The following is an 18,637-nucleotide window of genomic DNA, read 5'->3' as shown; positions in this document are numbered from 1 at the left end:
GTCGCATTCGTGGCGAATTGTTGGCGTCCGCCCGATGGCGCGCGGTGGCCGGGAGGCGTACGACGGAAGGGCACGGGGTCCGGCCACGGACCCCTCCCGCCCCCACCCACCCCAGGAGGAGCCATGACTCAGCCCGGAACCATGACCACGATGAGCAAGGCGATGCAGGACTGCGTCGACGCGTGCATGTCCTGCCACTCGGTGTGCGAGGAGACCATGAGCTCCTGCATGCAGAAGGGCGGTCAGGCCCAGATGCAGATCATGCGGGCACTGATCGACTGCTCCGAGATGACCCGCATGTGCGCCGACATGATGATGCGCCGCTCACCACTGGCGGCCGAGATGTGCGCGATGTGCGCCAAGGCCTGTGACATGTGCGCCGAGGCGTGTATGTCCATGCCCGACGACCCGCAGATGATGCGCTGCGCCGAGTCCTGTCGCCGCTGCGCCGACATGTGCCGCGCGATGGCGTAGGCCCCGACGGCGGGCCCCGGCGCCGCTCAGAGCAGCGGCGCCAGGGCCCGTTCGAGGTCGGCCGGTTCACGGAAGTGCACGGGCGTCATGCCGAGCGCGGCCGCCGCCTCCGTGTTCTCCAGGCTGTCGTCCACGAACAGGCACCGGTCGAGCGGTACGCCCGCCAGATCGGCGGCGATGCGGTAGATCCGCGGGTCCGGCTTGACCAGCCGGACGCGGGCGCTGCTGACGACGTGGTCGGCGAGATCGGACAGCCCGAGCGTGTCCAGGTCCGCCTCCAGGGTCACCGAGGCGTTGCTGACCAGGACCAGCGGCACCTGGGCCCGTGCCCGGCGCAGCAGCGACACCACCGTCGCATCGGCGTGGAAGGGCGCCTCGGCGAGCGCCCGGGCGAGGTCGTGGGCCACCGGCTGCGGCGCGAGCCCGGCGAAGCCGGCCACGATCTGCCCGACCCACTCCCGCATGTCGATCCGGCCCAGCATCAGCGGCAGGTCGGTCTCCGGCGCGAACGCCACCTTCATCGTGATGCCCTCGGCCAGTCCGGCGGCGCGCTCCAGCGCGGTCACCCGGGAGGCGTCGTAGAACCGGATCACGTTGTCGACATCGCAGAGCACCGCGTCGAAGGGCCGCGGGCCCCGGGTGTCAGTCACCCGAGACCGTGACCTTCTCGTCGTTCTTCAGCTGCTCGACCAGCGTCTTGACCTTGTCCTTGTCCCACAGGAGGTTGCCGCCGGAGCTGCCCGCGAGGGGCATGTTCATCGACTTGCCGTCGCCGCCGCTGACGCCCTTCATCGCCCAGAACATGTCGGCCAGGCCGAACAGGCTCATGTCCTTGTCGACGATGAGGGAGTCCAGGCCGGCGCCCATGGTCGGGTACAGCTTGAAGGGGTTGAGGACCGTGCTCGGCGTGGCCACCTGGCCGGCGAGCGCGGAGAGGAACTTCTGCTGGTTCTTCGTGCGGTCCAGGTCGGAGCCGGCCAGCGCGTAGCGGGTGCGGACGAAGGCGAGGGCCTGCTGGCCGTCGAGGACCTGCTTGCCCTTCTTCAGGTTCGCGCCGGACTTGGTGTCCTTGATGTCCTGCGGGATGTCCATCTCGACGCCGCCGACCGCGTCCACGATGTTCGCGAAACCGGCGAAACCGATCTCGACGTAGTGGTCGATGTGCAGTCCGGTGTTGAACTCGACGGTACGGACCAGCAGTTCGGGCCCGTCCTCCGCGTACGCCGCGTTCAGCTTCACGTGCCGGCCGGTGCCCTGGTAGGTCTTGCCGGACTCGGAGCCGACGAACGTCGGGATCTCCACGTCCGAGTCACGCGGCAGCGAGATCAGCGTCGGGGCGCCACCGCCGGTGTGCAGGAGCATCATCGAGTCCGTGCGCTTGCCCTCGGCGGACCCGGTGTGCAGGTTCTTCTTCTGCTCGTCGGTCATGCCCTCACGGCTGTCGGAGCCGACGATGAGGTAGTTCGTGCCCTCGCCCGCCTCCGGCCGGTCGATCACCTTCGAGAGGTCGACCTCACGGTTGAGCTTGGAGTCGGCCCAGAAGTACGTGCCGACCAGGGTGACGACCAGCACCGTGACCAGCGTGAGGGATGTCACCTTGATGCGGCGCCGCCAGTTCGGCGCGGGCCGCGGCGCACCGCCGCCGTAACCGTCGCCGGGCCCGCCGGGTCCACCGGGACCCCGGCCGGCCGGACTGCCGTAGACCTGGCCGGTGTTGTAACCGCTGTCGTAACCGTCGTGTCCCTGGCCGTCGATGTACGACGGCTGCTGCGGGACTCCGTACGGCGGTGCGGGCCGGCCGCCGCCGGGCGATGCCGCCGGGCCGCGCCGAACCTGGCGCATCACGCGGGCACTCTCAGGCTGCGCGCCTGCACTGCCGCGTCCGTACCGGTTGTCGCGGTTGTCGTCGGACCATCCCTGGGGCCAGTCATTCATGCGCCCCAGTGTGCAGGGCAGGGGCATGTGCCTTACAAGGTTCGGCGGAAAATCACAGCGGTGCTGTTGCCAAGCTGACACAAAATCCGCGCCCTCGACCTCGGCATAAGGTGGAGGCCATGACAGACCAGGCCAGCGCCCCGGAGCCGGAGACCCAGGACACTCCGGACATTCCGGGTAAGCCCACCTCCGCCTCCCGGACCACTCTCAGCCACATCATGACCAACAGCGACACCAACCTGCTGGGTACGGTGCACGGCGGTGTGATCATGAAACTGGTGGACGACGCGGCGGGCGCGGTGGCCGGCCGGCACAGCGGCGGTCCCGCCGTCACCGCGTCCATGGACGAGATGGCCTTCCTGGAGCCGGTCCGCGTGGGCGACCTCGTCCACGTCAAGGCCCAGGTCAACTGGACCGGCCGGACGTCGATGGAGGTCGGCGTCCGCGTCCTCGCCGAGCGCTGGAACGAGTCCGCCCCGCCCACCCAGGTCGGCTCCGCCTACCTCGTCTTCGCCGCCGTCGACGCCGACGGCAAGCCCCGCCGGGTGCCGCCGGTCCTGCCGGAGACGGAGCGCGACAAGCGCCGCTGCCAGGAGGCCCAGATCCGCCGCACCCACCGTCTGGCCCGCCGCCGGGCCATCATGGAACTGCGTGCGAAGCGCGCGGCGGACGGCATCGAGGACTGACGGGGGCCACAGGGCCCGCGGGGGTGCGAGAACCGGCGGAGCGCTAGGAGCACTTCACCTCGTCCCCCCGCACCACCCCGAACTCCCCCTCGCGGACATCCGCCGCCTTCACCTTCCGCACCTGCCGGTAGTCCGTCCCGACGATCACCTTGAGCGTGGCCCCCTGCCCCTTGACCGCCCGCAGTTCGCTGCCCGGCAGGGCGGCCGCGAGCGACTTCGCGGAGCGGTCCCAGCGGGGGTCGTAGGCGACGATCGTCCGGCGCACCGACTGCGTCGCGGAGTTCGTCGGCCGGCGGGTGGTGCCGAAGCCCGTCGCCGCGAGCGCGGCGTCCGCGCGGCGGCCGAGGCCCGGGGTGCTCGTGCCGTTCTCCACCTGGACCCGGATCTGCTGAGGTGCCACGTCCACGCGCACCGAGGTGTCCCTGGGCCGGTCCGCGGCCAGCGGCTTGTCGTCGCGCAGGGCCGTGAAGAGGCGGCCGGACTTCACCGGGTCCCATTTCAGCGTCGAGCCGATGCCCTTCACGGCGTATCCCATCCGGCCGATGGGGACCGTCGTGAACTCCGAGGAGGACGGGGAGAAGTTGCGCATCGCCCGGCCCAGATCCACCAGTTCGTCCGTGCCGAAGCCCTTGTCCGCGCGCACCGACCCCAGCACTGCCCTGGTCACGTCCCGGAACTTCATCGGGTTCAGCAGCACCCCGGAGGACGTCGACTGGTCGATCAGTCCGGCCAGGAAGTGCTGCTGGCGCTGCATCCGGCCGAGGTCGGAGGCCCCGTCGACGTAGCGGGCGCGGACGTACTGCAGTGCTTCGCCGCCCGAGAGCCGGTGCGTGCCGGCGGGGAGGTTCAGGCCGGTGTGGGAGTCCTTCAGCGGGTGGGCGGTGCAGACCTTCACTCCGCCCAGAACGTCCACGGTCCGCATGAAGGTGGTGAAGTCGATCTCCAGATAGTGGTCGATCTTGAGCCGTGTCATGTGCTCGACCGTCCGCACGGTCAGCTGCGGCCCGCCCTCCGCGTAGGCCGCGTTCAGCTTCACCGGATGCGCCGCGTGCGGTTTTCCGCTGTTGCGGTCGGTGTGCGGGGGCAGTTCGGCGTAGGAGTCGCGCGGCAGGCTCACCACGCTGGCCCGCTCCCGGTCCTCCGAGATGTGCACGATCATGATCGTGTCGGTGCAGTGGCAGGGCGCCCCGCCGAGGCGGTATCTGCGCCGCTCGGCCTCGGAGATCTTGTCCCGTCCGTCGGTGCCGACCAGCAGCACGTTCATCCCGTGCCCGGCGCGCGGCCGGTTCTTCATGTCCTTGAACGGATCGACCCGGGCGATCCCCGCGTCCAGGCTGCTGACCACCGCGTGTCCGATCCCGGCCGAGGCGAGAATCACCACCGAGAGCGTGGTCACCGCCCGCATGGCCCAACGCGGCTTCCTGCGCCGTACGGGCGGACGCATCACACGACGCGGCTGCGGGCGGTGCTGCGGGCGGGCAGGGGACCGAGGCGGCGAGGCGGGCATGGGAAAACCTCCGCTGGAGCGGGCGCTACGGCCGTACGTGGGATCATCAGCACCGTAGGCCCATACGATCTGTGGACCGGTGCACCGCCACGGGCGGGGCGGCTCGCTGTCCCCCGTTCGCGGTAACGTGAGCCCCCTATGAACGCGAAGCCCGACGTGCAGCTCCCCGCCGTGTCCGTGATCATGCCCGTCCTCAACGAGGAGCGGCATCTGCGCGGCGCCGTCCACGCGATCCTCGCCCAGGAGTACGCCGGCGAGATGGAGGTCGTGATCGCCCTCGGTCCCTCCGCGGACCGCACGGACGAGATCGCCGCCGAGCTGGTCGCCGAGGACCCCCGCGTCCACACGGTCCCGAACCCGACCGGCCGGACGCCCGCCGCGCTGAACGCCGCGATCAAGGCCTCCCGGCACCCGGTCGTGGTCCGCGTCGACGGCCACGGCATCCTCTCCCCGAACTACATCGCGACCGCCGTGCGGCTCCTGGAGGAGACCGGCGCGCAGAATGTCGGCGGCATCATGCACGCCGAGGGCGAGAACGACTGGGAGCACGCCGTCGCCGCCGCGATGACCTCGAAGATCGGCGTCGGCAACGCCGCGTTCCACACCGGCGGACAGGCGGGCCCCGCCGAGACCGTGTACCTGGGTGTCTTCCGCCGCGCGTCCCTCGAACAGCAGGGCGGGTACAACGAGGAGTTCATCCGCGCCCAGGACTGGGAGCTCAACTTCCGCATACGCGAGGCCGGCGGGCTGATCTGGTTCTCGCCCGAGCTCAGGGTCTCGTACCGGCCGCGGCCCGGCGTGCGGGCGCTGGCCAAGCAGTACAAGGACTACGGCCGCTGGCGGCACGTCGTCGCCCGCTACCACTCCGGCTCCATCAACCTGCGCTACCTCGCCCCGCCGACCGCCGTCTGCGCGATCGCCGCCGGTCTGGTCGTGGGCGCGGCTCTCACGCCGTGGGGGTTCCTGATCCCCGGCGGCTATCTGGCGGCGATCGCCCTGGGTTCCGTACCGGCGGGCAAGGGCCTGCCCCTGAAGGCCCGGCTCCAGATCCCCGTGGCCCTCGCCACGATGCACATGTCGTGGGGGTACGGCTTCCTGACCAGCCCCAAGTCCCTGGCGAAGCGGGTCATCGCGTCCCGCCGCCCGGCCGTGCGGGACTCCGCCACCGCGTGACCGTCAGGGGGCGTGCCGGCCGGCGCGCCCCCCGGCACGACTACCAGCGGTAGGGCGCGTACACGTCCATGCACTGGCTGCGGTCCGACCCGTTGATCGCGCCCGCCGACTCGGGCACGTCCCCGGCCTTCGGCGCCTTCTGCTTCGGATACGTCGTGCCCTCGCGCCAGTCGGCGCCCACGACGAGCGTGACCCCGGTGACATCGGTCGACTTCTGCACCGAACTCGTCGGGATCCCGAGGGACTCGGCGACCCGCCGGGCGTCGCCCTCCAACTCGGCGCTCGGGTAGCGGACGACGGTCTTCTCCACGGACAGCCCGCCCGTCGTGTCCGCCGCCGCCCGTGTGAAGCCCTTCGCCACCAGCGCGCCGGCGAGCGCGCTCGCCCGCCCGTCGACCGCGCCCTCGGAGGTGGACCGGGTGGCGTTCTGCACCAGCACACCGATCTCGGCGTCGTCGGCGGCCGGGTCGCCGGACGGCTTGCCGGTGCTCTTGTCCCGGTCCTGCGGCTTCTTCGAGGACGGCTTGCCGTTCTTGTCGAAGGGCACGTCGTCGCGGACCAGCGACCAGATCTGCTCGGCGTCCGCCCCGGCCGGCACCAGATGGTTGGGGTCCTGCGGGTCGGTGGCGGTGGGCATGGTCGTCATGGTGATGCGGTTCGTCGGCACCGTCTTCAGCTGCATGGCGAGGTCGTACAGGGCTGTGACCGTGCCGATCTCCTCCGAGACCTTCAGCGCCCTCGTGGCCGTCTCGGCCAGGGTCATCAGCCGGCCGGTGTCCGTGAAGACGTTCTGCTGCTTCAGGGTACGGATCATCGAGTTCATGTACATGTGCTGGGCCTTGGCCCGGCCCACGTCGCTGTAGAAGGCGTGCCGGGTGCGCAGCCACTGCAGGGCCTGCTTGCCCTGCACCTTCCGGGTGCCGGCCGCCAGCTTCAGTCCGGAGCCGCCGGGCACGTTCGGCAGCGGGCGGTCCCACACGTTCTGCTCCACGCACACCTCGACGCCGCCGACCGCGTCGGCCATGTCCACCACACCCGCGAAGTCGATCGTCATCCAGTGGTCGATGTAGACCCCGGTGAGGTTCTCCCAGGTGGTCAGCGTGCAGCCGGGGCCGCCGCGGGCGAGGGACTCGTTGATGATCCGGTTGGTCGCCGGATAGGTCTCGCCGGTCTCCGGGTCCGTGCACGCGGGTATGTCGACCCGGGTGTCCCGCGGAATGCTCACCACCGACGCGTTCTTGCGGTCCGCCGAGAGGTGCACCAGCATCTGCACGTCCGCGAGCGGCTTGCCGCCGACGCTGCTCCTGGAACCGCCGAGCTTCAGGTTCTCCGCCGAGTTCCGGCTGTCGGAGCCGATCAGCAGGATGTTCAGCGGCGTCTGCCCCGCCGCGTTCGGCTGCGGCTTCTCGGCCTTGGAGTCGCCGCCGCTGCGCCGGCCGGTCTCCAGGTTGTCGTTGAGATGCCGGTAGTAGAGATAACCCGCGCCCGCGGTCCCGAGTATGACCACCGACAGCACCGTCGCCGACCAGCGCAGCACGCGCCGTCTGCGAGGCCGCCGTGGGGTGCCGCGGCGCCCCCCGCGCCGCCCGCCCCCGCCACCCCGCCCGCGGCGGTCCGCCCCGGGCGTGGCCGTCGGCTTCTCGTCCCGCGTGGCGACGGACCCCGTGTCCGTGCCCTCCACCGCGGGCACGTCCTTGTGCACACTGCTCTGCGCCACCTGCCTGCCCTCCCACCCCTGCACCATCGAGAACGGGTCCGCCCCGCGCCAAGTCAGACGCGCGACGGACCCGTTGGGTTACCCCTCAATTTTTCTATTCGGCGCACACGACCTTGTCCGCCGTGGACTTCTCGACGCCCTCCGGCGCCTTGGCGGGAGCGGTGAGCGACACTCCCGCGCCCTTGAAGTCCTTGCCCAGCGTCAGTGTCATCGTGGGCAGGCCCTGGGAGTTGTCGACGCTCTCGCCGGGCTTCATCGCCGACCCGGACAGGCCCATGATGGCCGCCAGCCTGCGCGCCTGGTCCGCCTGGTCCGGCGCGTACTCCAGGGTGGTCCTGCTCAGCGCCGAGTCGGCGTTGCCCGCGTTCTCGGACTTCGTGACGCCCTCGTCGTTCTGCAGCCAGTTGAGGGTCTCCTGGGCGCTGCCCGAGGGGGCACCGCCGTTGAGGACGCGCACCCGCACCTCGGCCGGATCGGCCTTGCTGCCCTTGAGCCGGGCGGCCACCGCGGCCTTCTCCTTGGCCTTCTGCTGCTTGACCTCGGTGAAGGAGACGTCCTCCTTGATCATCTGGAAGACCTGGGGCGCCGTCGTCGGGTTGGGCACGACCGTGGCCTTCACCGTCTCGGCCGGGTTGTCGATGACCGGCACGGTGGTGAACGTCAGGTTCTTGGTGTCGAGCTTGCCCAGCTCCAGACCGAGGTCCTTGAGCTTGCCGATGCTGTCCAGCTGGGAGTCGACGGTCAGCGCCTTGGTGCCCGCCTCGGCCAGCTTCAGCATCTTCGACGGGTCGGTGAGCGTGTCGTTGGACTTCAGCTTGCGCATCAGCGCGCTGAGGAACTGCTGCTGGAGTCCGATCCGGCTCAGGTCGCCGCCGTTGCCGACGGCGTACCGGGTGCGCACGAAGGCGAGGGCCTGCTCACCCTGGATCGTGTGGGTGCCCTTCGGCAGATTGAGCTTGGAGTCCGTGTCGTCGATGTCCTTGGCCAGACACACCTCGACGCCGTCGACCGCCGTCGTCAGCGTCTTGACCGCGTTGAAGTCGGCGACCATGAAGTTGTCCGGGGTGATCCCGGTCAGCTCGGTGACCGTGCGCATGGTGCAGGACGGCGTACGACCGCTCTGGCCGAGGCTCGTGTTGAAGCGGACGCCCGGTGTTCCCGGGATCACCTCGCTGGTGCCGTCCTCCTGGGTGGTCGGGCAGTCCGGGACGTCCACGATCAGGTCACGGGGGATGCTCAGCGCGGTGGCGTTGGAGCGGTCCTTGGAGACGTGCAGCAGGATCGTGGTGTCCGCGTGGCCCGGGCTGCCCGAGTCGCCGTAGGCCTCGTTGCCCGCGCCGGTGCGCTTGTCGGTGCCGATCAGCAGGATGTTGATGGCCTTGTCCTTCTGGAAGCCACCGGTGCTGGCACCGTCGTCGGCGACGGAGGTGATGTTGCCGTTGAGGTGCTCGATGTAGAGGTATCCGGCACCGGCCCCAGCGACGAGCAGGAAGGCCAGGACGCCGCCGGTCCACAGCACGGCCTTGCGCCCCTTGGGCTTCTTCGCCGGCCGGCGTCCGCGTCGCCCGGCCGCGGGCTCGGCGGGCGCGCCACGGCGTCTGCGCTGACCCGGCACCTCACCGCGCTCCGGCGCGCTCTGCCTCTCCCCTCCGGCCTGCTCCCGCCCGGTCTTCTCCCGCGCTGCGGGCGAGGTCCGGGCGCGTGGTGCTCCGCCGGAACCGCGGGTGCCTGCTCTGCGCGGGCCGGGAACCGTCGACTGCGGTGCGGAAGGGCTCAGTCGCAGTTCGTATTCGCCGGTGTTCGGATTGAGTACCCACTGGTCTGCGGGATCGATGTTCTCCGCCCGCCCACGGCCTTGCGCGTCCACGGTTGCCTGAATCCTCCGTCGGGGCCACGCGGCGCCTTCCCCCTTGAGGCGCTCGGTCTCGTACAAACCTCGTACAGTGCGCGACCCCGGAAATGGACTGCGTGGCCGGGGGCCGGGTGCACCGAAGCGCTCACACTATCCGCCCAGTTCGACGTCGAGCGACGACGGTGACAAATTCCACTTCCCTACAACTGGGCAATCCGCCCATTTCCCGGAACGAATGTCCGATGACTTGGTGCGCGCTTTACCGGCAGTCGTCCTCGGCGGCGGTCTTCCCGCTGAACGTGGGTGCCGGAGACGCAGGGGAGAGGACGGAATCGGCATACTCCCCGTGACCGTTCGACTCCGAAACCGTGCCGCCGTCCCCTTCGTGCGCGCTTCCGGCGAAATCCAGGACCGTCTTTCCTGAGACCTGCACCGGCGCGTCGGAACGCAGCCGCTCGAAGAGCCGCTGCGCCGCCGGCTCCATCAACTGGTCGCGATTGGCATTGCCCGCGTACGACTCCCGCGGCACCGTCAGGAACTGCACACGTTCCGTGGGAATGTCACGCAGACCACGGACAAGGTCGTACAAACCACGCAGACTTGCCAGACCCGGGTCCGTGGTGAGCGCCGACGTGGCCGCGTCAAGGACGGGATACAGCTTCACGGGATTCAGCAGGACGTCGTTGCCGCGCAGCCTCTGCACCAGGGCCGCGAGGAACTGCTGCTGGCGCTCCATCCGGTCGGTGTCGCTGCCGTCGCCGAGGGACTTGCGGACGCGGACGTAACCGAGGGCCTGCTCGCCGTCGAGCGTCACGAGGCCGGCCGGCAGCCGCAGCTTGGCCTCCTTGTCGACGATCGGCTCGGCCACACAGATCCGTACGCCGCCGACGGCGTCGACCAGCTTCTTGAACCCGCTGAAGTCGACGACCACGTGGTGATCGATCCGGATGTCCGTCATCTGCTCGACGGTGCGGATGGTGCAGGCCGAACCGCCCGTCTCGAAGGCGTAGTTGAACATCGCGAACATCGGGGCGCTGCGTTTGCCGTCCGGGCGCCGGCAACCCGGCACGTCCACCATCAGGTCGCGGGGGATGGAGACCGCGGTGGCGCTGCCCCGCCCGGCCGACAGGTGCAGCAGGATGGTGGTGTCCGAGCGCTCGGTCCCGGTGTCCCGACCGTACTCGCCGTTGCCCTCGCCGGCCCGCGAGTCCGATCCGATGAGCAGGATGTTCTGCGCGCCCCGCACCAGCGCGGTGGGCCGCTCCCGCTCGTAGCGTGCGAGCTCGGCGGCCGCGGCCTCGTCGGGCGTGATGTTCCCGTCGAGCTTCGTGTACACGACCCATCCGGCCACCAGCGCGCCGGCCAGGACCCCCACCATCCCCACGGTCCCCCCGCAGGTCCAGCGCCGCCGGCGCCGGCGTATGAGCCCGTCGCCGGAGGCGGACGCCCCGGCGCCCGGCCCCAGAGCCACCGCCGGCGTGTTGTCGTCCGGGCCCCCGGATGGCATGCCTGCGGTGTCCCTCACGACGGAATCCACCCCTCATGGAGTACGAGCGTGTACGAACGGTCCGATCGTGTCGTGCTGCCCTTACTGCTCCTACGACCATGACCCGGACGGGGTGGGGGCGCGGGTGGTGGTGGGCCGATCGGGTGACGCCGGGTTCCTCAAGGGGACCCCCGTGAGGGGGGCGTTGGAGGGGCCCCCTCCCGGATGCCGCACCGGGTTCGGACAGGCCTTAGCGGGCGGTCGCCGTGACGCGTTCGGCCTCGATGCGCTTGGCCAGGGGCTCGCCGTCCAGCTGGTCCAGGTTCCGGCACAGCACCACGGACCCGCCGATCGAGAGCGGGGCGTACAGCCCGGCGCTCAGGCCCTCCCAGGTGTCGTACGGCAGTGCGGACAGGATCCGTGATCCGGGACCCGTCAGGTCCAGCCCGGGTGCGTCGGCCGCCGCCCGCTCCACGACCTCGGCCCCGGTGTACTCCGCTCCGGCCACGATCAGCGAGGGCGCCTCCGGGTCGACCGGCGCGTACGGCGCGAAGCGGTCGCCGTGAGTGGGCACGTCCACGGCGTAGTCGGCATATCCCTCCGGCGGCGACGGGAAGCGCCGGCCCAGCGGTGCCAGGGACAGCGCGTACCGCTCGCCGCGGCAGGCGAGGCCGTCCTCGAACCGGCCCGGGCCGGCCACCACGAAGTCCGCCCGCGACGGATCGCCGTCCATGTCCGCGAGCGCGCCGACCGACGAACACGCCAGCAGCCATACGGCCGTCTGCCAGTGCGCGGGCAGCAGCAGCGCGATCCGGTCGCCGGGCTCGGCCGACAGTCCGTCCTGGATGAGGTTCGCCGTCTTGGCCACCCAATTGGCGAAGGTGGCCACGGACAATTCGACCCGTTCTCCGGTGGCGTCGTCGTAGAAGGTGACCAGGGGGCGCGCGGGGTCCGCGGCGAGCGCGGAACGCAGCAGGTCGGCAGGGGTGCGATCGGTGGCGTTCACCCGCGCAAGCGTACGCGCGCGGCCGGGCGCGCATCGAGTGGCGGGGCCACCGGTTCGGGCGAGTCCGTTCCGACGGCGTGTCAATTCCCCGATGGACAGATTTATAGGGCTATGTCCAGGATCAGGAGCATGCGTGGACTCCTTGCTTCCTCCATCGGCGTGACGTGTGCCGCCGCCCTCTCCCTACCGCTGACCCTGCCCGCGAACGCCTTGGCAGCACCGGGCACCGAGGCCGGCAAAGCCGCCGGCCGGTCCGTGCAGCCCGCAGTGCCGGGCAGCACCCAGTCCATTCCCCTCGTCCCTCTGACCGGTGAGCGTGCTCCCGGCGCGCCTGCCGCACAAGGCCTGCCCCGTCAGGACGTACGGCGGTTCTCCCTCGTCGGTGTCGTCTGGGACGACCCGGACACCGCGCTCCACGGCCGGGTCCAGGTCCGTACCCGGGCTGCCGGGACCGGCGCCTGGTCCGGCTGGCAGGACGTCGAGACCCACACCGCCGAGCACGCTCCCGACCCGGGCAGCCCCGAGGCCACCTCCGGCCGCCTCCGCGGCGCCACCGCACCGCTGTGGGTCGGGGACTCCGACGGCGTGGAGGTGCGGGTCCAACCCGAGAGCCCGGCCGGGCGTACGGCCGCCCCGCTCCCCGCCGGCCTCCGCCTCGAACTCGTCGACCCCGGCCGGGCGGAGACCGCGGACGCCACCGCAGGCGCCACAGCCGGCGCCCCCGCCCGGCGTGCCGGTGCCGACGACGACCCCCCGCTCACCGGTCCCCTCAGCGCGGAGACCGCCGCATCCGCGGAGCCCAACGCCCTGCTCGCCCCGCTCGGCGCCACCGAGATCCCCGCGCTGGGCCGGGCGGACACCGAGGACGAGCTGTTCGTGCTGCGCGCCGGCGAGATGACGCAGGAACAGCTGGCCCAGCCGTACATCGGCCCGCGTCCGCGCATCACCACCCGGCACGGCTGGGGAGCGGACGAGAAGGTGCGTGAGAAGGGGTTCCTCTACACCAAGACGGTCAAGGCGGCCTTCGTGCACCACACCGCCACCGGGAACAACTACACCTGCGCACAGGCCCCGTCCGTCATTCGCGGTATCTACCGCTACCACGTCCTGAGCATGGGCTGGCGGGACCTCGGCTACAACTTCCTCGTCGACAAGTGCGGAAACATCTACGAGGGACGCGCCGGGGGCGTGGCGAAGGCGGTCATGGGGGCTCACACCCTCGGGTTCAACAACGACAGCACGGGCATCGCCGTCATCGGCACGTTCAACACCGCTTCACCGTCCGCGACGACGGTGAAGGCCGTGGGGCAGTTGGCGGCCTGGAAGCTCGGGCTCTTCGGAAGCAATCCGGGAGGCAGGACATACCTGAAGTCCGGGGGTGGCAACCTCTACAAAAAAGGTACGAACGTACGACTGAATGTCGTCTCGGGGCACCGGGACGGTTTCGCGACGGACTGCCCAGGACGGGTTCTGTACGGCAAGCTCGGATCCATCCGTGAGCAGGCGTCACGTCTCCAGGGGCGGCCGTGAGGGCCGGGAGGCGTGTCGCGGGGCTCTGCGGATCCACTAGGTGGAGATACGGGGCGGACGTGTTCAGAGGGGGGCTTTCGGTGAGGGCGTACGGCCGTCGAAGGCACCGGACATCGGTCTGCATACACTGGCCGGCCGAAAGACAGTTCGGCCGGTCCCGGCAGGAAGCAGAGACGACAGGTGACAGAAGCGATCCTCCTGGTCGGCGGCAAGGGCACCCGGTTGCGCCCGCTCACGGTGCACACGCCCAAGCCCATGGTCAGGGCGGCGGGGGTGCCGTTCCTCACCCATCAGCTGGCGCGGGCGAGGGCGGCGGGCGTGGAGCACATCGTGCTCGCCACGTCCTATCTGGCGGAGGTCTTCGAACCGCACTTCGGGGACGGCTCGTCGCTGGGGCTGCACATCGAGTACGTCACGGAGGACGAGCCGCTCGGTACGGGTGGCGCGATCCGGAACGTGGCGTCGCGGCTGCACTCCGGTCCTGACGATCCGGTCCTGGTCTTCAACGGCGACATCCTGACCGGGCTGAACATCAGGGCGCTGGTGCGCACGCACGAGACGACCGGCGCGGATGTGTCCCTGCACCTGACGCAGGTGACGGACCCGCGGGCGTACGGGCTGGTGCCGACGGACGAGACGGGGCGGGTGACGGCGTTCCTGGAGAAGCCGCAGACGCCGGAGGAGATCGTCACCGACCAGATCAACGCGGGGGCGTATGTCTTCCGCCGGTCGGTCATCGACACGATCCCGGCGGGCCGGCCGGTGTCGGTGGAACGGGAGACGTTCCCCGGGCTGCTGTCGGCGGGCGCGCACCTGCAGGGGATGGTCGACTCCACGTACTGGCTCGACCTGGGCACGCCGGCGGCGTTCGTGCGGGGCTCGGCGGACCTGGTGCTGGGCCGGGCGCCCTCTCCGGCGGTGCCCGGGCGCTGCGGTGACCGTCTCGTCCTGCCTACGGCGAGGGTGGCGCCGGACGCGAAGCTGGCCGGCGGCACGGTGGTGGGTGAGGGGGCGTTCGTCGCGGAGGGCGCGCGCGTCTTCGGCAGCACGATCCTGCCGGGCGCGGTGATCGAGCCGGGCGCCGTCATCACCGACTCCCTCATCGGCAACCACGCCCGCGTCGGCCGGCGCTCCGTCCTGACCGGCACGGTCATCGGCGACGGTGCGGTGGTGGGTCCCGACAACGAACTGCGCGAGGGCGCGCGGGTGTGGTGCGACGTGCGGATTCCGGGGGGTGCGGTGCGGTTCTCGTCGGACCAGTAGCCAGGCTGAGAGCGTGCCTGGTTGCTGCGGCGCCTTCTGTCCGGGGGTGGGTCCGCGCCGTGCCGGGGGTGGGTCGGGGCCGTGTCGGGGGGTGTCCGTCCTCGGAACGGCGCGGAATCGGTCCTTTACCGACGCACCCGGGCTGACGCGCCACCCGCTGCGGGCGGACACCCCCCGACACGACCCCTTCTCGCCGCGGGCGGGTGCCGCCCTCGGGGGGCCGGGCTCCGGGCACGGTTCCTTCTCGCCGTGGGCGGGTGCCCCGCGTGTGTCGGGCTTCTCGCCGCGGGCGGGTGCCGCCCTCGGGGGCCGGGCTTCTCGCCGTGGGCGGGTGCGGCTTCGTGCGCCCGGCTTCCCGTCATGTCCGGGTGCCGCTCCGTGCGCCGGCTCCGGGCACGGTTCCTTCTCGCCGGAGGCGGGTGCCCCCAGTGTGTCGGGCTTCTCGCTGTACGCGGGTGCGGCGCCGTGTGCCCGGCTGCGCCATCCGCCTGGCCCCGGGCAGCCGGTCCGCGCACGCCGCGGGCAACCGGCCGCGCACGCCGCGGATATGCGTGCCGCCTGAGGCGGCACGGGTGGGCGCGGGCGGCACGCCGTCGCGCCGGGTTGCGCATCGCCGGGGCCTCAGCACCCGCGCGGGGCCGTGCCGCGAGGCTACAGGCGGCCGATGTCGCCGCGAGGCATTCGGGGGGCTCGTCTCGGGGGGACCCTGCCGCTGAGGAGGATGAGACGGGCCGCGCGATGCCGTTGTCCGGCGTAGGGCTCCAGCAGGGACAGCATCACGGAGTCGTCCGCGTCCCGGTCCCCGGCCAGCGCCCAGCCGACGATCCCCGGCAGATGCAGATCCCCGACGGTCACCTCGTCCGGTGCGCCATGGCTGCGTTGGACGGTCTCCGCCGACGTCCACGGCCCCACCCCGGGTACGACCTCCAGGCGCGCCCGCGCGGCCGCGGGTTCCATGCCCATCGCCTGCTCAAGCCGCGCAGCGACCCGTACCGACCGCAGGATCGTGGACGCCCGCTTGTCGTCGACACCGGCCCGGTGCCACTCCCAGGAGGGGATCAGCGCCCAGGTCCGCGGCCCCGGCATCACATGCATGCCCCCGGGCACCGGCCCCGGCGCCGGCTCGCCGAACTTCCGGACCAGCAACCGCCACGCCCGGTACGCCTCGTCGGTCGTGACTTTCTGCTCAAGGATCGACGGGATCAAGGACTCCAGTACGAGGCCGCTCCGCCCCAGCCGCAGCCCTGGCCGCCGATGGCGGGCGGTGGCGACGATCCGGTGCCGTGGGGTGAAGCGGGACGGGTCGTCCGAGGCGCCGAGGAGGTCGGGGAGCTGGTCGAGGAGCCAGTCCGCACCGGGACCCCACGCCTCGCCGCGCACCTGACCGTCGTGCGCCGACACGCGCAAGGTCCCCGGTCCGGCCGGGGTGAGGCAGGCCCGCCACACCGATCCGTCGGGCGTCGTGCGGAACGTCGGGTCGCCGGGGCCCCGCCGCAGTGGTCCCAGGGCCAGCCCCAGCTCCAGCGGGCCGTCGGGCGCCCAGGTCCGGACCCGTGCCGCCGCCCGCGCCGCCTGCCGTGGCACGCCCGCGGGCACGGCGACCTCCCCGCCGCGCACTGTCGTACGCGTGGGACGCGGAGCGAAACGGCCGGCCACGAAGGTGATCCCAGGGGAGAGAGGACAAGGTGCCCTATGAGGGTAGGCGCCCGAGGGGCATGGTCACCGCACCTCGATGAACGTGCCCGCGTCCCGGTCCGGACGCGGCCGGGGTTCCTCCGCCGGATGACCGACCGCCACCGCCCCCATCGGGTCCCAGTCGCCGGGCAGCCCCAGCACCTCACGGACCACGTCCCGGCAGAACATCGTCGACGACACCCACGCCGAACCCAGCCGCTCCCCGGCCAGCGCCACCAGGAAGTTCTGTACGCCCGCCCCGGCGGCGACCACGAACATCTCCCGCTCGGCCCCGTCCCGCCGCACGTCCCCGTAGGTGTGCGAGCCGTCCATGACCAGACAGGGGACCACGAGGTACGGCGCGTGGCGCAGGACGTCCCCGCGCTTCACGCGCTTGGCGATGGACTCCTCGGTCTTGCCGTCCCGCCGCAGGTCCGTGATCCAGGCGTCCCGCATCGCGTCCAGCAGTTCGGCCCGCGACCCGGGCGACTCCAGCAGGACGAAACGCCACGGCGTCGTGTGGTGCGGCGCCGGCGCCGTCACGGCCGCGGCGACCGCCCGGCGTACCGCGCCGGGGTCCACGGGCTCGTCCGTGAAGGACCGGACCGTACGCCGCTGGGTCACCGCCTCGCGCACCGCCTCCGACGTGCCCAGCCGGAACATGTCGTCACGTGCGCTCCGTACCAGTGCCCGCGCCCCTTCCCCGTCCTCCTCGGCCACCGTGTGCGCCAGGCCGCGCACGACGGCGACCGGCAGCCCGGCCACCTTGCCCTTGACCAGGTCGCCCGCGGCGGCGAGCTCGTCCGCGGTGGCGACGACGGTGGCGCTGAGCGGGTTGCCGTGCGCGTCCACGCCGCCGCGCAGGTCGTCGAGCACCCGCACACCGGCGGCGCCGATCGCCACGTCCGTGAGCCCCGCGCGCCAGGGCCGCCCGAACGTGTCGGTGACGACCACACCGACGTCGACGCCGAGCGCGTCGCGGAGGCCCTCGCGGATCGCCCGCGCCGAGGCGTCCGGGTCCTCCGGGAGCAGCAGCACCGTCCCGCCGGGCGTGTTGGAGGCGTCGACACCGGCGGCCGCCATGATCAGGCCCTGCCGGTTCTCGACGATGCGCAGCGGCCCGCGCCGGGCCACCACCCGCACCGTCTCCGCGTCGATCGCGGCCTCCCGGTCGTCCGCCTGGACGATCCGGCCCTCCGCCTTGGAGACGATCTTCGACGTGACGAGGAGCACGTCCCCGTCGGCCAGACCCGGTTCGGCGGCGGCGATCAGCTTGGCGAGGTCGTCGCCCGGCGCCACCTCCGGCAGGCCGGGCACCGCCCAGACCCGGTAACCGGTCATGACGCCCGCACCTCCTCCGCCAGCGCCAGCGCGTCACGCGCCATCTGCGCGGCCGCCTCCTCGTCGGTCATCATCAGCGGTACGGCCCGGCAGCGGATGCCCGCCGTCTCGACCCGCTCCACCACGCCCGCGTCCACGGTGTCCACGAGCCAGCCGTCGAGCAGCCCGGAGCCGTAGTGCTCGGCGACCGCCGCCGCCGTGGCCTCCACGCCGACCGCGGCGAGCACCTTGTCGGCCATTCCGCGCACCGGCGCGTCCCCGACGATGGGGGAGAGGCCGACCACCGGCACCCCGGCATCGGCGATCGCCTCGCGGATACCGGGCACGGCCAGGATCGTGCCGACCGATACGACCGGGTTGGACGGCGGGAAGAGGATGACGTCCGCCTGGGCGATCGCCTCCAGGACGCCCGGCGCCGGCTTGGACTGCTCGGCCCCGACCGGCACGACCGCGTGGGCGGGGACCGAGGCCCGCAGCCGGACCCAGTACTCCTGGAAGTGGATCGCCTTGCGCTCGCCTTCGCCCGCGCCGGGGCCGCTGGGGGGCAGGGTCACGGCCACGTGCGTCTCGACGCGGTCGTCCGTCATCGGGATGAGCCGTACGCCGGGCTGCCAGCGGTCGCAGAGGGCCTCGGTCACCGCGCTGAGCGGGTATCCGGCGCCGAGCATCTGCGTCCGCACGATGTGCGTGGCGAAGTCCCGGTCGCCGAGGCCGAACCACTCCGGCCCCACGCCGTACGCCGCGAGCTCCTCCTTCAGATGGAAGGTCTCGTCGGCCCGCCCCCAGCCCTGCTCCTCGTTTATGCCGCCGCCGAGCGTGTACATCACCGTGTCGAGGTCCGGGCAGACCTTCAGCCCGAAGAGGTGGATGTCGTCACCGGTGTTGCCGATGACGGTGATGTCCGCGTCCGGCACGGCCCGCTTCAGACCGCGCAGGAACCGGGCACCGCCGATGCCGCCTGCCAGAACCACAATCCGCATGGAGCAAGTGTTG

The 18,637-nt window shown here is 71.7% G+C and carries 15 protein-coding genes; 5 read left to right on the top strand and 10 right to left on the bottom strand.

Annotated elements, in window-relative coordinates; all coding sequences use genetic code 11:
- Nucleotides 1–123 precede the first annotated feature (123 nt).
- Nucleotides 124–474, top strand: coding sequence for a four-helix bundle copper-binding protein (locus tag ACFV6X_RS23065; protein WP_385386280.1), 351 nt, complete (start codon nucleotides 124–126; stop codon nucleotides 472–474).
- 26 nt (nucleotides 475–500) lie between these two features.
- Here the strand turns inward: ACFV6X_RS23065 and ACFV6X_RS23060 are convergent, their stop codons facing one another.
- Entirely contained in the window at nucleotides 501–1,124 is a 624-nt protein-coding gene (locus tag ACFV6X_RS23060) for an HAD family hydrolase (RefSeq protein ID WP_385386279.1), read from the bottom strand.
- Nucleotides 1,117–2,409 (bottom strand): LCP family protein, encoded by a 1,293-nt coding sequence (locus tag ACFV6X_RS23055; RefSeq protein WP_385386277.1) that lies wholly within the window; start codon nucleotides 2,407–2,409, stop codon nucleotides 1,117–1,119. The genes ACFV6X_RS23060 and ACFV6X_RS23055 overlap by 8 nt, the downstream gene beginning before the upstream one ends.
- Nucleotides 2,410–2,528: 119 nt before the next feature.
- Here ACFV6X_RS23055 and ACFV6X_RS23050 point away from each other — a divergent pair, with 119 nt between their 5' ends.
- Complete coding sequence (locus tag ACFV6X_RS23050) at nucleotides 2,529–3,095, top strand: acyl-CoA thioesterase (protein WP_385386276.1); 567 nt, start codon at nucleotides 2,529–2,531, stop codon at nucleotides 3,093–3,095.
- Nucleotides 3,096–3,138: 43 nt separating this feature from the next.
- On the opposite strand, the gene ACFV6X_RS23045 is transcribed toward ACFV6X_RS23050, so the two are convergent.
- The gene (locus tag ACFV6X_RS23045) at nucleotides 3,139–4,602 is read right to left on the bottom strand and encodes an LCP family protein (protein ID WP_385386274.1); all 1,464 of its coding nucleotides are present in this window, start codon (nucleotides 4,600–4,602) and stop codon (nucleotides 3,139–3,141) included.
- Between the two features lie 138 nt (nucleotides 4,603–4,740).
- Between ACFV6X_RS23045 and ACFV6X_RS23040 the strand changes: the two genes are divergently transcribed.
- Nucleotides 4,741–5,775 carry a glycosyltransferase family 2 protein gene (locus tag ACFV6X_RS23040; protein ID WP_385386272.1) on the top strand — a complete coding sequence of 345 codons (1,035 nt, stop codon included), beginning with the start codon at nucleotides 4,741–4,743 and terminating at the stop codon, nucleotides 5,773–5,775.
- A gap of 40 nt (nucleotides 5,776–5,815) precedes the next feature.
- On the opposite strand, the gene ACFV6X_RS23035 is transcribed toward ACFV6X_RS23040, so the two are convergent.
- From ACFV6X_RS23035 to ACFV6X_RS23020, 4 genes are all read right to left on the bottom strand, one after another.
- Nucleotides 5,816–7,492 carry an LCP family protein gene (locus ACFV6X_RS23035; RefSeq protein ID WP_385386271.1) on the bottom strand — a complete coding sequence of 559 codons (1,677 nt, stop codon included), beginning with the start codon at nucleotides 7,490–7,492 and terminating at the stop codon, nucleotides 5,816–5,818.
- A 94-nt stretch (nucleotides 7,493–7,586) separates the two neighbouring features.
- Nucleotides 7,587–9,359, bottom strand: a complete 1,773-nt coding sequence (locus ACFV6X_RS23030; RefSeq protein WP_385386270.1) for an LCP family protein — start codon at nucleotides 9,357–9,359, stop codon at nucleotides 7,587–7,589.
- 244 nt (nucleotides 9,360–9,603) lie between these two features.
- Nucleotides 9,604–10,851 carry an LCP family protein gene (locus ACFV6X_RS23025; protein WP_385386268.1) on the bottom strand — a complete coding sequence of 416 codons (1,248 nt, stop codon included), beginning with the start codon at nucleotides 10,849–10,851 and terminating at the stop codon, nucleotides 9,604–9,606.
- A 229-nt stretch (nucleotides 10,852–11,080) separates the two neighbouring features.
- Complete coding sequence (locus ACFV6X_RS23020) at nucleotides 11,081–11,836, bottom strand: TIGR03089 family protein (protein WP_385386266.1); 756 nt, start codon at nucleotides 11,834–11,836, stop codon at nucleotides 11,081–11,083.
- Between the two features lie 129 nt (nucleotides 11,837–11,965).
- Here ACFV6X_RS23020 and ACFV6X_RS23015 point away from each other — a divergent pair, with 129 nt between their 5' ends.
- Complete coding sequence (locus tag ACFV6X_RS23015) at nucleotides 11,966–13,366, top strand: N-acetylmuramoyl-L-alanine amidase (protein WP_385386264.1); 1,401 nt, start codon at nucleotides 11,966–11,968, stop codon at nucleotides 13,364–13,366.
- A 180-nt stretch (nucleotides 13,367–13,546) separates the two neighbouring features.
- Nucleotides 13,547–14,629 (top strand): sugar phosphate nucleotidyltransferase, encoded by a 1,083-nt coding sequence (locus ACFV6X_RS23010; RefSeq protein WP_385386262.1) that lies wholly within the window; start codon nucleotides 13,547–13,549, stop codon nucleotides 14,627–14,629.
- A 651-nt stretch (nucleotides 14,630–15,280) separates the two neighbouring features.
- Here ACFV6X_RS23010 and ACFV6X_RS23005 read toward each other — a convergent pair.
- The 3 genes from ACFV6X_RS23005 to cofD all read right to left on the bottom strand — a co-directional run bounded on the left by ACFV6X_RS23005 (nucleotide 15,281) and on the right by cofD (nucleotide 18,624).
- Nucleotides 15,281–16,285 (bottom strand): DNA-3-methyladenine glycosylase family protein, encoded by a 1,005-nt coding sequence (locus ACFV6X_RS23005; RefSeq protein WP_385386260.1) that lies wholly within the window; start codon nucleotides 16,283–16,285, stop codon nucleotides 15,281–15,283.
- A 63-nt stretch (nucleotides 16,286–16,348) separates the two neighbouring features.
- Nucleotides 16,349–17,644, bottom strand: a complete 1,296-nt coding sequence (locus ACFV6X_RS23000; protein WP_385386258.1) for a coenzyme F420-0:L-glutamate ligase — start codon at nucleotides 17,642–17,644, stop codon at nucleotides 16,349–16,351.
- The gene (cofD, locus tag ACFV6X_RS22995) at nucleotides 17,641–18,624 is read right to left on the bottom strand and encodes a 2-phospho-L-lactate transferase (protein WP_385386256.1); all 984 of its coding nucleotides are present in this window, start codon (nucleotides 18,622–18,624) and stop codon (nucleotides 17,641–17,643) included. The genes ACFV6X_RS23000 and cofD overlap by 4 nt, the downstream gene beginning before the upstream one ends.
- Nucleotides 18,625–18,637 lie beyond the last annotated feature (13 nt).

Source organism: Streptomyces sp. NPDC059861, assembly GCF_042731435.1.
GTDB lineage: Bacteria > Actinomycetota > Actinomycetes > Streptomycetales > Streptomycetaceae > Streptomyces.
Note: the sequence above shows the minus strand (reverse complement) of the source record. Positions and strands in the feature narration are given on the sequence as shown.

What these genes read in the sequence shown, in the direction of transcription:
- ACFV6X_RS23065 (WP_385386280.1), top strand. Translation starts at nt 124, where the DNA reads ATGACTCAGCCCGGAACCATGACCACGATGAGCAAGGCGATGCAGGAC.
- ACFV6X_RS23055 (WP_385386277.1), bottom strand. Translation starts at nt 2,409, where the DNA reads ATGAATGACTGGCCCCAGGGATGGTCCGACGACAACCGCGACAACCGG.
- ACFV6X_RS23050 (WP_385386276.1), top strand. Translation starts at nt 2,529, where the DNA reads ATGACAGACCAGGCCAGCGCCCCGGAGCCGGAGACCCAGGACACTCCG.
- ACFV6X_RS23045 (WP_385386274.1), bottom strand. Translation starts at nt 4,602, where the DNA reads ATGCCCGCCTCGCCGCCTCGGTCCCCTGCCCGCCCGCAGCACCGCCCG.
- ACFV6X_RS23040 (WP_385386272.1), top strand. Translation starts at nt 4,741, where the DNA reads ATGAACGCGAAGCCCGACGTGCAGCTCCCCGCCGTGTCCGTGATCATG.
- ACFV6X_RS23025 (WP_385386268.1), bottom strand. Translation starts at nt 10,851, where the DNA reads ATGCCATCCGGGGGCCCGGACGACAACACGCCGGCGGTGGCTCTGGGG.
- ACFV6X_RS23015 (WP_385386264.1), top strand. Translation starts at nt 11,966, where the DNA reads ATGCGTGGACTCCTTGCTTCCTCCATCGGCGTGACGTGTGCCGCCGCC.
- ACFV6X_RS23000 (WP_385386258.1), bottom strand. Translation starts at nt 17,644, where the DNA reads ATGACCGGTTACCGGGTCTGGGCGGTGCCCGGCCTGCCGGAGGTGGCG.
- cofD (WP_385386256.1), bottom strand. Translation starts at nt 18,624, where the DNA reads ATGCGGATTGTGGTTCTGGCAGGCGGCATCGGCGGTGCCCGGTTCCTG.